Here is a 13,676-nt window from a genome sequence, read left to right as displayed (position 1 = left end):
CCGGGATATGCTCAACGCCCCACATACTGAGCCAGCGAACGGGCCGCGCCATGTCGCTATTATCATGGACGGAAACGGTCGCTGGGCGCAGGCGCGTGGTCGGCCAAGGCTGTTCGGCCACCACGCCGGGGCGCGACGTGTACGCGAAGTGGTCGAGGCCTGCCCGGGGCTTGGGATCAAATACCTGACAGTTTTTGCCTTTTCGACAGAGAACTGGAAGCGCACGCAGGCCGAGGTCGCCGGGCTAATGAGCCTTTTTCGGCGCTATATCATCAAGGAAACCCGAACCCTGAAGAAAAACGGGATTCGGGTACGCTTTATCGGGGACCGGGTGCGGCTCGATAAGAAGCTGACCGAGTTGATGGATACGCTGGAAGAGGAAACCAAAGAAAACGACCTGGTTCATCTTACTGTCGCCCTGAATTACGGCGGGCGGGATGAGGTAGCGCGCGCCACCAAACGTCTGGCACGGGACGTGGCAGAAGGGCGTCTCCTCCCAGAAAATGTGGATGAGGAAACGCTGCCCAAGTATCTGGATACGCACGTTCTTCCTGATCCGGACCTGGTCATCCGAACCAGCGGAGAGGCGCGGATTTCAAACTTTCTGCTCTGGCAGTCGGCCTATTCCGAATATGAATTCATTGACACCCTGTGGCCAGATTTCACTGCGGCTGAGTTAGAGCACTTGTGCCGTAATTTCGGTTCCCGTGAACGTCGTTTCGGGGCAGTTCCGGCATGAGTGACGGCCAATGGTCTGACCTGACCGCCCGGGTTCTATCGGCTGTTGTGCTGGTCCTTGTAGGCTCGGTCGAGGTCTGGCTGGGCGGGCTATGGTTCGAAACCTTCATCGCGATAGCCTGTGGTCTTATGATTTGGGAACTGGTGCGGATGATCGATCCGGACAAAACCGGGGCGGCCTTGCAGCTTGGTATTCTGACCGGTGTTGCAGTTCTGCTCAGCTATCATCTGCCGCCGCTTTACAAATTGCCGATCTTGATTGCTCCGGCCCTGGTTGGGGCCGGGCAGATCAGCCGATCCAAAACGACCTATGCGCTGTTTGCGATCTGGATTGCAGCGGCTGGGCTAGGCTTCATCTCGATCCGCGAGAACATGGGGTTTGGCTGGATGGTGTGGCTAATCTCGGTGGTGGTCGCAACGGATGTGGCCGGGTATTTTGTTGGCAAAACATTAGGTGGCCCGAAATTCTGGCCCAAGGTCAGCCCCAAGAAGACATGGTCGGGGACCGCTGGCGGATGGGCTGCGGCGGCTATTGTTGGCACAGTTTTCGCGATCCATGCTGGCTTCGGTATCATGTTTGTGGCGATCTCGGTGCTTGCCTCGATGGCCAGTCAGGCCGGGGACATCGTCGAAAGTGCAACCAAGCGGAAGTTTGGGGTTAAAGACAGCTCAAACCTGATCCCGGGCCACGGCGGCTTTCTGGATCGGTTCGACGGCATGATGGGCGCGGCCCTGTTTGTTCTGATCGCGGGCCTGATCTATTCCCCCGGGGGCATGTAATGCGCAAAGTTTCGATTTTTGGTGCAACCGGCTCGATCGGGCAGAACACTATTGATCTGATCAACCGGGATCCGTCGGCCTATGACGTTGTGGCGCTGACCGGCGGGACGAATATCGAAAAACTGGCCGAAGATGCACGTCGCCTGAAGGCCGACGTGGCCGTGACCGCGCATGAAGATCGGCTTGAGGATTTGCGTGTCGCACTGTCCGGAAGCGGTGTCGAGGCCGCGGCGGGGCAGGCGGCCTTGACCGAGGCTGCGGCGCGGCCAGCCGATTGGGTTATGTCCGCTATTGTCGGAGCCGCTGGGTTGCCGCCGGGGCTTGAGGCGCTGAAACAGGGCGCGACGCTGGCACTTGCCAACAAGGAAACACTGGTTTGCGCCGGGGCGCTGGTACTGGAAACAGCGCGGGATAACAATGCGCGCCTACTGCCGGTAGACAGTGAACATTCGGCGGTGTTCCAGGCTCTGGTCGGCGAAGATATGGACGCTGTCGAGCGGATCATCATCACCGCCAGCGGGGGTGCCTTCCGCGATTGGCCGCTGAGCGATCTGGCCAGCGCTACGGTTGAACAGGCCTCGAACCATCCGAACTGGAACATGGGTCAGCGGATCACCATCGACAGTGCATCGATGTTCAATAAAGCGCTGGAGCTGATTGAAACCAAAGAGTTCTTCGGCGTCTCGCCGGATCAGATCGAAGTGCTTGTTCATCCTGAATCCATCGTGCACTCGCTGGTCGGTTTTAATGACGGGGCTGTCATGGCCCATATGGGCGCGCCTGATATGCGGCACGCGATTGGGTACGCGTTGCACTGGCCGGACCGACGCGATCTGCCGGTTGAACGCCTTAACCTTGCCAAACTGGGTCAATTGCGGTTTCAGGAGCCGAACGAGGCACGTTATCCGGCCTTGCGTCTGGCCCGCAATGTGATGCAGCGGGGCGGCCTGTCCGGCGCCGTTTTCAACGCCGCCAAAGAGCGCGCCTTGGATCACTTTATCGCGCGTCGTGTAGGCTTTCTTGAAATGGCTGATATTGTCGAGGCGGTTCTGAACAGGTTTGAGGCGTCAGACGGCCTTCTTGATGCCCAATTAGACCTTGATAACGTGCTGCAAACGAACCATTTGGCACGTAAGTGGGCCGACGAGGCCGCCATCCAGTCTGCAGGATAAAAACTTGGACCTAATCTCTCTGATCCCTCAATTCGGCAACCTGCTGTATACCATCTTCGCCTTTGTGATTGCGCTGTCCGTCATCGTCGCGGTGCATGAATACGGCCATTATATAGTGGGGCGGTGGTCCGGCATCCATGCTGAGGTGTTCTCGATCGGGTTTGGTCCGGTGCTGTGGAGCTGCGTCGACAAACGCGGCACCCGATGGCAGATCGCCGCGCTGCCATTTGGCGGTTATGTCAAGTTTCTGGGCGATGCCAACGCCGCGTCTGGCAAGGACGAACAGGCGATGATGGAAATCATCGAGCAAAGCCCCGAAGAGTTGCGCCGCACTATGCATGGCGCGCCATTGTGGGCGCGTGCGGCCACGGTTGCAGCGGGTCCTGCGTTCAACTTTGTGATGTCCATTCTGGTGTTCGGCTTGATATTCTTTTCTCAGGGCGTGACCCGCGAACCCTTGACCGTTGGCAAGCTGTATTCTCTGCCGGGTACGGAACAGCAGCTGCGGGACGGGGATGAGATCGTTGCCGTCGCGGGCGTTCCTGTGCCTAATTTCGATCAGCAGGGGGCCTGGTCCGATTTCACCGACGCTTTGCCGGTTGAGCCCGAGCTGGATTACACAGTGATCCGCGACGGGCAAACGATGGATGTGTCCGGCCCCTGGCTGTTCCCGCCGCTGATCCAGCAGGTTGCCCCGCGCAGCGCAGCTATGGATATCGACCTTAAATCCGGCGATGTGATCACGGCGATCAACGGAGAACCGGTTTTCGCCTTCGAACAGCTCAAGGAGCATGTGGAAGGATCGGACGGTAAGGTTCTACTGCTGGATGTCTGGCGCGACGGAGCCGAACTTGAGTTCGCGCTGGCCCCACGCCGCACCGATGAACCAAAGCCCGAAGGTGGATTTGTGACCCATTGGCGCATCGGGATTGTTGGCGGGATGGCCCTGGAACCGGCGACCGAACCAGCGGGCTTGGTAGCCTCCCTGTCCGGTGGCGTGCGGCAGACTTGGCGCATCATCGACGGATCGCTGTCGGGCGTCTGGCACATGATCACCGGGGCGATCAGTACTTGTAACATGTCCGGTCCCATCGGTATTGCCGAAACCTCGGGCGCAATGGCCAGTCAGGGTGCGCAGAACTTCATATTCTTTATTGCGGTTCTTTCGACTGCCGTAGGATTGCTGAACCTGTTCCCCATTCCAGCGTTGGATGGTGGCCATCTGATTTTCTACGCCTATGAGGCCGTGGCGGGTAAACCACCCAGCGACGCCGTGCTACGGGTTCTGATGGGGGTCGGCGTGTCACTGATCCTTGGGTTGATGGTCTTTTCAGTGACGAACGATTTGTTCTGCTGATTGTGGCGCGCGTTGCATGAAGATGCCGCAATTCCGCCCCATTTCGGGCGTAAGTTCTGCTGCGAAAAGTAAATGTGTCAGAGGTTGTGATGTCAAAGGCTCTGCGTAAATCAGCCGAAAGCGTTGGATACCTGTTCGTGTTGAACTGGGACATGCTTCTGTTTTTCGGCGCGACCGCTGTTGCGATGGGCGGCTGGGCTTACCTGATAACGATGTGATTCTCAGCACCAGTCGTGAAAACCACTTGAGGCGGCCCTTTCGGCCGCTTTGTTTTTTGGTCTTTTGACAAGGATAAATATTCTCGCTACTCAGCATTAAAGTCCAAAAATATTGGGTAGTGAAAAAAATGACTGATAGGCGAGGCGCGGGCACATCCTGCGGGGGGCAGAAGCCGGAAAACAAGATTTTGTGGCGGTCACTAACGTATATTTTCCTTCTGGCATTGATAGGTTTTGTGCCGTTTCCGCAGGTTGCGTGGGCGCAAAACTTTGTCATCAATTCATTCGATGTCGAAGGTAACCGGCGCATCGAAACATCGACGATTATCGCGCGCACAGGCATCGAACCGGGGCAGTCCGTAACTGCCGGCGAGCTGAACGATGCCTATCAGCGTTTGCTTGACAGTGGTGTTTTTGAGACAGTCGAACTGACCCCGCGCGGCAGTACGCTGCTGATAGAAGTCGAGGAATATCCGACGATCAACCAGATCAGCATCGAGGGCAACCAGCGCGTCAAGGATGAAGTGCTGCTAGAAGCGATCACCTCGCAGTCCCGGCGGGTCTTCACGCCTCAGGTCGCGGAAACCGATGCGGATCTGATCGCCGAGATCTACTCGTCGCAGGGGCGTGTATCCGCCACGGTCATTCCGCGCATCATCCGCCGCAGCGACAACCGGGTCGATCTGGTTTTCGAAGTCGCCGAAGGTACCACGATCGAAGTTGAGCGCGTCAGTTTTGTCGGCAACCGCGCTTATTCCGATCGTCGTCTGCGCCGGGTTCTGGAAACCAAGCAGGCCAACATTCTGCGGACATTCCTCAGCGGTGATACTTTCATCGCCGACCGGATCGAGTTTGATAAACAGGTCATTCGGGATTTCTACCTGTCCCGCGGCTATGTGGATTTCCGCATCAACAGCGCGAATGTTGAGTTCACCCGTGAACGGGACGCCTTTTTCCTGGTGATGAACATCACAGAAGGGCAGAAATTCTCGTTTGGACAAATCAGCACGGTCAGCGAGATCCCGGGTGTGGACCCCGCTCCGTACCAGGCTGCGCTCAAGATCAAACCGGGTGTGACATATACACCGTCTCTGGTTGAAAACTCGATCGCCCGGATGGAGCGTCTGGGGATTAAACAGGGTGTAGATTTCCTGCGGGTCGAACCCCGCGTGACCCGCAACGCGCGGGATCTGACGCTGGATGTTCAGTTCGTACTGACCCGCGGACCGCGCATTTTTGTTGAACGGATCGACATCGAGGGCAACACCACAACGCTGGACCGTGTGATCCGTCGTCAGTTCGATACGGTTGAGGGCGACCCCTTCAACCCGCGTGAAATCCGCCAAGCTGCCGAGCGTATTCGCGCGCTGGGTTTCTTTGCGGTTGCAGATGTGGAGCCGCGTGAAGGGTCTTCGCCCAGCCAGGTGATTGTGGACGTTGACGTAGAAGAGCAACCGACCGGCTCTCTGAGCCTGGGTGGTAGCTACTCGGTTTCCGATGGTTTCGGGGTCGCGATCGGACTGCGAGAAACCAACTTTCTGGGACGTGGACAAACGGTTGGTCTGACCCTGTCGACTGCACAGGATTCGGAGCAATACACGCTGGACTTCACCGAACCCTATCTATTAGGGCGCAAACTGCGCTTCGATGTGGGGCTAGGCCTTTCGACGACCAACTCGAGCTTTGCCAGCTATGACACTGAAACGTTGTTCTTCCGGCCTCAGCTGAGCTACGCCATTGGTGAGTTGTCCGCGCTTCGGTTGCGTTATGGCTGGGAAAACAGCGAGATGACTCAGCAGGATGATGAGGTCAACGGCGCAGTCATTTCCTCGGAAATCGATCAGGGTGAGCGCACGACCAGTTCTTTGGGATTGTCCTATGTATATGACAGCCGCCTCGGCGGCCTGAACCCGAATGCAGGCGTGCTGTTCGAAGCCGGTGTCGATGCGGCCGGGCTGGGTGGGGACAATGAGTTCTACAAAACCACCGCCCGCGGCATCGCCCAGACCCGTGTCTGGAACGAGGAAGTCGTTTTGCGCGCATCCGTCGAAGTGGGTGCACTGCACTGGCGCGGCGATGATTTTAGCCGGACCCTCGACCGCTTTGTTCTGGGACCCAGCATCTTCCGCGGCTTCGAGCCCGCAGGTATCGGTCCACGCGATCTGTCTAACGGACAGGATGATGCGATCGGGGGCAACTACTACTGGGTTGCGCGTCTGGAATCAGACTTCCCGCTGGGTCTGCCCGAGGAACTGGGTCTACGGGGTGGTGTGTTCTATGACTTCGGTAACCTCTACAACCTGAATGACGTGAACACTGCAGGCGCGGACATCGTTGGCGAAGATGGCTCGATCCGTCACGTGATCGGTGTGTCGGTTCTGTGGGAAACGCCCTTCGGTCCGCTGCGCTTTAACTTCTCGAAAGCGTTGAAGAAAGAGGACTTCGACAAAGAGCAGAACTTTGACCTGACTGTTCAGGCCCGGTTCTGATCCTCAATGTTGAAACATGTGTTCATGAAACCGCAGGGCCCTTTTCGGGCCCTGTGTGTTTTTCTAGCTATTGCCTTTGCAGCCCCGGTCGTGGCGCAGCAACTGGGGGTGCCGCAAAGCAGCGTTGTGACTCTGTCCAGCGAACGGTTGTTTTCCGACTCGGCCTTTGGGCAGCGAATCCTGCGCGAGATCGAGACCGAAGGTATCCTGCTGGGAGAAGAAAACGAGCGGATCGTGGCCGAGCTGAGCCGGGAAGAAAGGCTGTTGACCGAACAGCGCGCGACCATGACCGCGGATGAATTCCGCCCGTTGGCTGATGCATTTGACGAAAAGGTTCAGTCTCACCGGGAAGGGCAACGCGCCAAGCTGGACGCATTGGCACGCCGTAGCGAAGAGGCCCGGCAAAGGTTCTTTGAGTTGGTGCAACCGGTTTTGATTGATCTGCTGCGAGAATCTGGCGCGTCGATCATCATTGAACGGTCCAGTGTCTTTCTCAGCTCGGACCGAACTGACATCACCGATGCGGCCATTACGCGGATCGACACGGTGATAGGCGATGGCAGCACTATCGAAAACGAGGCCAGCGAATAGGTTTGCTTGCCCTTGCGGCGCTGTATTGCTACCACGCCGCAAACAGAAATCCAGAACGGGACGACGACATTATGAGCACGGAAACCAAAAGCGCCGACATTCAGCTGATCCAACGGATCTTGCCGCATCGCTATCCGTTTCTGCTGGTCGACAAGGTGGTTGATATCTCGGGCTATCAGTCGGCCGTTGGCATCAAGAATGTCACTATGAACGAGCCGCATTTTCAGGGCCATTTCCCCGGCACTCCGATCATGCCGGGCGTGACCATTGTCGAGGCGATGGCGCAAACCGCAGGCGTGATGCTGGGCGTGGGTATGGATGTAATCGACAGCGAGCTGCTGATCTATTTCATGAATATCGACAAGTGTAAGTTCCGCCGCAAAGTGATCCCGGGTGACGTGCTTGAGATGCATGTTGAAACCGTGCGCGGCAAAAAAGGCGGCAAGATATTCAAGTTTAGCGGCAAAGCGACCGTTGAAGGCGAGATCGCAGCAGAGGCCGAATTCTCGGCCTATGTCGATTGGGACATGGAAAAAACAACATGAGCGGTATCCACCCAAGCGCAATTATCGAAGACGGCGCTCAGATTGGTGAAGACTGCATCATCGGGCCGTTCTGCTATATCGGCGCGCAGGTCAAGCTGGGCGATCGGGTTGAGTTGAAGTCGCATGTTGTCGTAACCGGCGATACCTCGGTTGGCGATGAAACGGTGATCTTCAATTTCTCGGTGATCGGAGAGATTCCGCAAGACCTGAAATTCGGCGGTGAAGATACGCGGTTGGAGATCGGCAAGCGCAACCGTATCCGCGAGCATGTGACAGTGAATACCGGAACTGAAGGTGGCGGTGGAGTGACCCGGATCGGTGACGATTGTCTGCTAATGGCTGGTGTCCATGTGGCGCATGACGTTCAGATCGGCAATCGGGTGATCATGGTCAACCATGCCGGCGCGGCGGGTCATTGTGTCATCGAAGATGACGTGATCGTCGGTGGCATCTCGGGTCTGCACCAATGGGTGCGCGTGGGTCGTGGTGCGATCATCGGCGCGCTGACCATGGTTGCCAATGATGTGATCCCCTACGGTCTGGTTCAGGCCCCTCGGGGTGAGTTGGACGGCCTGAACCTGGTGGGTCTCAAACGGCGCGGTGTTTCGCGCGAGGATATCGCGGCTCTGCGGGCTGCGTTCCGCGAATTGTCATCGGGTGAGGGGACGTTCATGGAGCGCGCTCATCGGGTGGGTGCCGACAACGAAAGCGAATACGTGCAACGGATCGTGGATTTCGTGACCGGAGAGTCTGATCGCTCTTTCCTGACACCGAGGAAGTAGACCGATGTTGGCGCTGATTGCTGGAACAGGCGCGCTGCCGGGCGAAGTGTTGAAACACCTGGCCGACCGCCCGGTGATCTGTGCGATGGAGGGGTTCACGCCCGACATCCTGACCGCGGACATCGTATTTCCGCTGGAACGGCTAGGCAGTTTTATCGCCGATCTGAAAGCGCGTGGCGTGACCGAGATTTGCCTGGCAGGCGCGGTGCGGCGTCCGGTGATTGATCCAACACGTATCGACGCGGCGACGATGCCCCTGGTCCCGGTGCTGCAACAGGCGCTCATGTCCGGGGATGACGGAGCCTTGCGTGCCGTAATCGGCATTTTCGAGGAATCCGGGCTGACCGTTCGCGCGGCCCATGAGATCGCGTCCGCATTGCTGCCGCAACTTGGGTGCCTGACCGAGGCGCAACCATCGGAGGATGATCTGGCCGATGCGGACAGGGCTGCGGGTATCCTCCGGGCCATGGGTGCGGCGGATATCGGGCAGGCCTGTGCCGTGTCCAAAGGGCAGGCATTGGCGGTGGAAAGCATCTTTGGCACAGACTGGATGTTGCAGTCTTTGACCCAACGCCCGGATGCGGGGGGCGGGGTTCTGTTCAAAGCCCCGAAACCGGATCAGGATCGCCGCGCCGATTTGCCGACGATTGGTCCGGGTACGGTTTCCTCGGCAGTGGCCGCGGGATTGACCGGGATCGTCATCGAAAAGGGTGGCGTCATCGTTTTGCAGCAGGATCGCGTCCTCGACGAATGTAACCGCCTTGGCCTGTTTCTTTACGTGCGAGAGCGGGCCAGCTGATGCGGGTGTTCGTGGTCGCCGGTGAACCTTCAGGCGACCGATTGGGCAGTTCATTGATCGAGGGGCTTCGAACCCTCGTTCCCGAAGTTCAGTTCGATGGCGTTGGCGGCCCCTTGATGCAGGCGCAGGGTTTGGAAAGCCGTTTCCCGATGGCCGAGCTTTCGGTGATGGGCCTGGTCGAGGTTCTGCCCAAGTTCTTCCATCTCAAACGCCGGATTGCCGAAACTGCACAGGCGGTTCTGGACACGCAGCCGGACGTGCTGATCACCATCGACAGCCCTGACTTCTCGCTGCGCGTTGCCAAGATCGTCAAGGCGCAGAGCGATATCCGGACGGTGCATTACGTGGCCCCCAGTGTCTGGGCGTGGCGGCCGGGTCGGGCCGACAAGATGGCCAAGGTGATCGATCACGTTCTGGCGCTGCTGCCCTTCGAACCGCCCTATATGGAACGCGCGGGCATGGAATGTGATTTCGTTGGCCACCCGGTTGCTAGTGAACCGGTGGCGACCGAAGGCGATATCCGAGAGTTTCGCGCCGCCTATGATCTCGGCGCTGAGCCGATCCTTCTGGCGCTGCCGGGCTCGCGCGGGGGAGAAATTGATCGACTGGCCCCGGTCTTTGGCGAGGCGCTGCAGCAATACCTGCAAAACCGGTCGGACGTGCGGGTTGTAGTGCCCGCGGTGGCGCATATGGTCGATACCGTCGCACAGCACGTGCAAAGCTGGCCGGGCGATCCGGTGGTTGTAGATCCGCGCAACCTGCCCTCTGATCAGGCTGTCGCACAGAAGCGGGCCGCTTTCGCAGCGTCTGAACTGGCGTTGGCGGCTTCGGGCACTGTCTCGCTGGAACTGGCGGCGCAGGCCACGCCGATGGTGATTGCTTATAACCTCAACTGGCTCACGACCCTGATCGCCAGGCGCATGGTCAACCTCGACACGGTGACACTGGTCAATCTGGTGTCGGAGACCCGCACAGTTCCCGAATGCCTGCTGGATGACTGCCAGCCGGGCAGGATCGCTGACGCTCTTTCACAGGTGACTGCAAACCCGAATGCGCAGCACGAGGCCATGGAGACAACGATGTTGCGGCTCGGACGCGGCGGCGAGGCGCCCGGACTGCGGGCGGCCAAAGCGGTTCTGTCCCGGATGAACGCGTGATGTTGGATTTTGCGCTTTTTGGGCTGTCGGCCTTCATGGCACAGATCCTGACAAATCTGGATAATCTGGCGGCGCTGCTGGCGCTGTCGTTGGTCTCAGGGGCAAAGCGGTCGATCTTCGGGTTCCTGATGGCGCAGGCGATTGTGATCGGTGCTGCGCTGTTGCTGGCTTTGGGGGTCGAGGATGTAGTACCGCACTGGGCGGGATATCTGGGGGTGATCCCGCTGAGCCTCGGCATTATGGCATTGCTCCGGAGGAAAAGCGGGAAAGAAACCGAGACAAATCCCAATCTGGAAACCGGGGCATCGGTGATCATGGTCACGCTGCTGTTCATCAGCCTGTCTATGGACACATTCGCGGTACTGGCGCCTCTACTGGCCGACTCGGCCCCCAGCTTTCGGACTGCTGGCGTGATCGGCGCAGCGCTTGCTGCAGCCAGCCTGGCCACGGTCGCACTGTTTGGATCAAAAGCGCCGTTCATGAGCGGCGCTCTGGCCCGACGACTGGAGCGACTGGTACCTTACGTTATGATCTGCGCCGGGCTTTACATCCTCAGTAATTCGTGGACCGACGCGGTTTAATAGCCGCGCCAGATCCAGCCGCCGCCAAAGATGCGGCTACCTTCCGAAGCATAGAACACGCAGGCTTGGCCCGGTGAAACACCTTCTTCGGGCGTTAGCAGTTCGACTTCGGCCGTGGTGTCGGACAGGGGGCGGATGATCGCCTCGCGCGGGGGACGGGTCGAGCGGACCTTGACCGACACATGCCATTCATTGCGTGAGGTGAAGGGCTCATCCCCCAACCAGTTGATCTCGCGCACCGGAATGGTGCGCGTGGCCAGCATCTCTTTCGGACCGACAACAACCTGCTGTTTGTCAACATCCAGCTTGACCACGTAGAGCGGCTCGCTCAGGCCGCCGATCCCCAGACCACGCCGCTGACCGATTGTGTAATGGATGACGCCGTTGTGTTGTGCCAGTACACGGCCATCGGCATGCACGATCTCACCGGGTTCCGCAGCACCAGGGCGCAGTTTCTCGATCACACTGGCATAGTTGCCATCGGGCACGAAACAGATGTCCTGACTATCGGGCTTGTCGGCCACGGCCAGCCCGTATTGCGCCGCCATCTCGCGGGTTGCGTCTTTCGAGGGCAGATGGCCCAGCGGAAAGCGCAGGAAGTCCAGCTGCTCGGGCGTGGTCGAAAACAGGAAGTAGGACTGATCCCGGTTTGCATCTTCGGCACTGTGCAACTCCGGACCATTCGGCCCCATCTTGCGCTGGATATAGTGACCGGTTGCCATGCAGTCGGCCTCAAGGTCCTTGGCCGTTTCCAGCAGGTCCTTGAACTTCACCCGTTCGTTGCAACGAATGCACGGCACTGGTGTTGCACCGGCCAGATAGCTGTCCGCAAACTCGTCAATCACCGCGTCCTTGAAGATGTTCTCGTAGTCCAGGACGTAATGGGGAAAGCCACGTTCTTCGGCCACGCGGCGCGCATCATGAATATCGATCCCCGCGCAGCAGGCACCCTTTTTGGCCAGCGCTGCTCCGTGATCATAGAGCTGCAGCGTCACGCCCACCACGTCATAGCCCTGATCGGCCAGATGGGCCGCCACAACGGAACTATCCACGCCGCCCGACATGGCAACAACCACCCGAGTTTCCGACGGGGGTTTGGCAAAGCCAAGCGAGTTCAGCGGTGTCTCGGTGTCGAGTGCCATGACGATTCCAGTGCGGGTTAAGAAAGACCGGCAGAATATAGGAAAATTCTACACACTCTCAAGGGGCGGTTTCACTCTGCATTAAGTAGGCTGGTGTCAGCTTTGTCGCAGCACGAAGAGGACCGAAAGATGTATTTGCACAAAGTAGAAGGACCAAGGTCCGTAACCTTGCCGGATGGAACGGTTTTATCGCGCGCCGACCTGCCGCCAGAAGATACGACCCGATGGGTGGCCTCGCGCAAGGCGATTGTCGTTCGGGGCGTGGTTTATGGGCTGATTACCCTGTCTGACGCCAAGAACCGATATGGGCTGAGTGATGAGGAGTTCAACTCGTGGGTTTCTGCGGTCGCGGACCACGGTACGGATGCTCTGAAAGTCACCGCGCTAAAAAAATATCGACAACCTATAGGCGAAAGTGAATAAATGATTCAACGGTAACGTCAGATTAACCATTTTTGAGCAGGCTCAATTTGAAATTGGTAAATTGACCCGAATTGGAGCAGTAAATGCGTATACTTCTTGTCGAGGATGACCCGACAACGTCCAAGAGCATCGAGTTGATGCTGACGCACGCCAACCTCAACGTCTATGCGACAGACCTCGGCGAGGAAGGCATCGATCTTGCAAAGCTCTATGATTACGATCTGATCTTGCTGGATCTGAACCTGCCGGACATGAACGGACATGAAGTGCTGCGCCAGTTGCGTATTGCGCGGGTGGAAACGCCAATCCTGATCCTGTCGGGCGCGGATGATACTGAAAGCAAAATCAAGGGTTTCGGTTTCGGCGCGGATGATTATATGACCAAGCCTTTCCATCGCGAGGAACTAGTGGCCCGTATTCACGCAATCATTCGGCGATCGAAAGGGCATTCCCAGTCCATTATCCAGACGGGACAAGTGGCTGTGAACCTGGATGCCAAAACGGTTGAAGTGGAGGGCAAGGCCGTTCATCTAACCGGCAAGGAATACCAGATGCTCGAGCTGTTGAGCCTGCGCAAGGGCACCACGCTGACCAAAGAAATGTTCCTCAACCACCTATACGGTGGCATGGATGAACCCGAGTTGAAGATTATCGACGTATTCATCTGCAAACTGCGCAAAAAGCTCAGCAACGCGACCGGTGGCGATAACTATATCGAAACCGTTTGGGGCAGGGGGTATGTCTTGCGCGATCCGCAAAGCAACGGCCTGGACGAAACTCGGATGGTCGTCGGCGCCTGATTTGAACACGGTCGCCTGTGGTCCGGGGCGACCTCCTTCACTCACTGAACAGCACGTCTGGACCTGACCATGACCTCGCCCTATCACTGAGGTCCAAGAATA

General features: G+C 58.1%; 15 protein-coding genes. 14 read left to right on the top strand and 1 reads right to left on the bottom strand.

Annotation, left to right across the window (positions count from 1 at the left end):
• Positions 1-7: 7 nt before the first annotated feature.
• From ACR0IM_RS02875 to ACR0IM_RS02820, 12 genes are all read left to right on the top strand, one after another.
• Complete coding sequence (locus tag ACR0IM_RS02875; RefSeq protein ID WP_480590885.1) at positions 8-739, top strand: isoprenyl transferase; 732 nt, start codon at positions 8-10, stop codon at positions 737-739.
• The gene (locus tag ACR0IM_RS02870) at positions 736-1,518 is read left to right on the top strand and encodes a phosphatidate cytidylyltransferase (RefSeq protein WP_480680760.1); all 783 of its coding nucleotides are present in this window, start codon (positions 736-738) and stop codon (positions 1,516-1,518) included. The genes ACR0IM_RS02875 and ACR0IM_RS02870 overlap by 4 nt, the downstream gene beginning before the upstream one ends.
• The gene (gene dxr, locus ACR0IM_RS02865; RefSeq protein ID WP_480680759.1) at positions 1,518-2,690 is read left to right on the top strand and encodes a 1-deoxy-D-xylulose-5-phosphate reductoisomerase; all 1,173 of its coding nucleotides are present in this window, start codon (positions 1,518-1,520) and stop codon (positions 2,688-2,690) included. Before ACR0IM_RS02870 ends, dxr begins: the two co-directional genes overlap by 1 nt.
• A gap of 4 nt (positions 2,691-2,694) precedes the next feature.
• Entirely contained in the window at positions 2,695-4,047 is a 1,353-nt protein-coding gene (rseP, locus tag ACR0IM_RS02860; RefSeq protein WP_480680758.1) for an RIP metalloprotease RseP, read from the top strand.
• An 89-nt stretch (positions 4,048-4,136) separates the two neighbouring features.
• Positions 4,137-4,265, top strand: coding sequence for a hypothetical protein (locus ACR0IM_RS02855; RefSeq protein ID WP_480590893.1), 129 nt, complete (start codon positions 4,137-4,139; stop codon positions 4,263-4,265).
• 128 nt (positions 4,266-4,393) lie between these two features.
• Entirely contained in the window at positions 4,394-6,754 is a 2,361-nt protein-coding gene (gene bamA / locus ACR0IM_RS02850; protein WP_480590895.1) for an outer membrane protein assembly factor BamA, read from the top strand.
• A gap of 24 nt (positions 6,755-6,778) precedes the next feature.
• A complete protein-coding gene (locus tag ACR0IM_RS02845) occupies positions 6,779-7,345 on the top strand; it encodes an OmpH/Skp family outer membrane protein (RefSeq protein ID WP_480640426.1) in 567 nt (188 codons plus the stop codon).
• A 71-nt stretch (positions 7,346-7,416) separates the two neighbouring features.
• Positions 7,417-7,890: a 3-hydroxyacyl-ACP dehydratase FabZ gene (gene fabZ / locus ACR0IM_RS02840; protein ID WP_170398715.1), complete on the top strand. Its 474-nt coding sequence runs from the start codon at positions 7,417-7,419 to the stop codon at positions 7,888-7,890.
• Complete coding sequence (gene lpxA / locus ACR0IM_RS02835; RefSeq protein ID WP_480590899.1) at positions 7,887-8,672, top strand: acyl-ACP--UDP-N-acetylglucosamine O-acyltransferase; 786 nt, start codon at positions 7,887-7,889, stop codon at positions 8,670-8,672. The genes fabZ and lpxA overlap by 4 nt, the downstream gene beginning before the upstream one ends.
• Positions 8,673-8,676: 4 nt before the next feature.
• Entirely contained in the window at positions 8,677-9,471 is a 795-nt protein-coding gene (locus ACR0IM_RS02830) for an LpxI family protein (protein WP_480680757.1), read from the top strand.
• Positions 9,471-10,628, top strand: a complete 1,158-nt coding sequence (gene lpxB / locus ACR0IM_RS02825; protein ID WP_480680756.1) for a lipid-A-disaccharide synthase — start codon at positions 9,471-9,473, stop codon at positions 10,626-10,628. The genes ACR0IM_RS02830 and lpxB overlap by 1 nt, the downstream gene beginning before the upstream one ends.
• Positions 10,628-11,209, top strand: coding sequence for a cadmium resistance transporter (locus ACR0IM_RS02820; protein WP_480681433.1), 582 nt, complete (start codon positions 10,628-10,630; stop codon positions 11,207-11,209). The genes lpxB and ACR0IM_RS02820 overlap by 1 nt, the downstream gene beginning before the upstream one ends.
• Here ACR0IM_RS02820 and mnmA read toward each other — a convergent pair.
• Positions 11,206-12,351, bottom strand: coding sequence for a tRNA 2-thiouridine(34) synthase MnmA (gene mnmA, locus ACR0IM_RS02815; protein ID WP_480680754.1), 1,146 nt, complete (start codon positions 12,349-12,351; stop codon positions 11,206-11,208). The two genes, ACR0IM_RS02820 and mnmA, sit on opposite strands and share 4 nt — an antisense overlap.
• A 129-nt stretch (positions 12,352-12,480) precedes the next feature.
• Between mnmA and sciP the strand changes: the two genes are divergently transcribed.
• The gene (sciP, locus tag ACR0IM_RS02810; RefSeq protein ID WP_480640423.1) at positions 12,481-12,774 is read left to right on the top strand and encodes a CtrA inhibitor SciP; all 294 of its coding nucleotides are present in this window, start codon (positions 12,481-12,483) and stop codon (positions 12,772-12,774) included.
• 83 nt (positions 12,775-12,857) lie between these two features.
• Entirely contained in the window at positions 12,858-13,574 is a 717-nt protein-coding gene (gene ctrA / locus ACR0IM_RS02805) for a response regulator transcription factor CtrA (RefSeq protein WP_480590909.1), read from the top strand.
• The last annotated feature ends 102 nt before the right edge of the window (positions 13,575-13,676 follow it).

The organism is Ruegeria sp. BF6, assembly GCF_056538665.1.
Note: the sequence above shows the minus strand (reverse complement) of the source record. Positions and strands in the feature narration are given on the sequence as shown.

Bases quoted from the DNA above. Each gene is read 5' to 3' on its own strand.
- ACR0IM_RS02845 (WP_480640426.1), top strand. From the start codon at position 6,779: ATGAAACCGCAGGGCCCTTTTCGGGCCCTGTGTGTTTTTCTAGCTATT.
- ctrA (WP_480590909.1), top strand. From the start codon at position 12,858: ATGCGTATACTTCTTGTCGAGGATGACCCGACAACGTCCAAGAGCATC.
- ACR0IM_RS02830 (WP_480680757.1), top strand. From the start codon at position 8,677: ATGTTGGCGCTGATTGCTGGAACAGGCGCGCTGCCGGGCGAAGTGTTG.
- ACR0IM_RS02855 (WP_480590893.1), top strand. From the start codon at position 4,137: ATGTCAAAGGCTCTGCGTAAATCAGCCGAAAGCGTTGGATACCTGTTC.
- ACR0IM_RS02870 (WP_480680760.1), top strand. From the start codon at position 736: ATGAGTGACGGCCAATGGTCTGACCTGACCGCCCGGGTTCTATCGGCT.
- fabZ (WP_170398715.1), top strand. From the start codon at position 7,417: ATGAGCACGGAAACCAAAAGCGCCGACATTCAGCTGATCCAACGGATC.
- dxr (WP_480680759.1), top strand. From the start codon at position 1,518: ATGCGCAAAGTTTCGATTTTTGGTGCAACCGGCTCGATCGGGCAGAAC.
- sciP (WP_480640423.1), top strand. From the start codon at position 12,481: ATGTATTTGCACAAAGTAGAAGGACCAAGGTCCGTAACCTTGCCGGAT.
- ACR0IM_RS02875 (WP_480590885.1), top strand. From the start codon at position 8: ATGCTCAACGCCCCACATACTGAGCCAGCGAACGGGCCGCGCCATGTC.
- lpxA (WP_480590899.1), top strand. From the start codon at position 7,887: ATGAGCGGTATCCACCCAAGCGCAATTATCGAAGACGGCGCTCAGATT.
- mnmA (WP_480680754.1), bottom strand. From the start codon at position 12,351: ATGGCACTCGACACCGAGACACCGCTGAACTCGCTTGGCTTTGCCAAA.
- bamA (WP_480590895.1), top strand. From the start codon at position 4,394: ATGACTGATAGGCGAGGCGCGGGCACATCCTGCGGGGGGCAGAAGCCG.
- ACR0IM_RS02820 (WP_480681433.1), top strand. From the start codon at position 10,628: ATGTTGGATTTTGCGCTTTTTGGGCTGTCGGCCTTCATGGCACAGATC.
- lpxB (WP_480680756.1), top strand. From the start codon at position 9,471: ATGCGGGTGTTCGTGGTCGCCGGTGAACCTTCAGGCGACCGATTGGGC.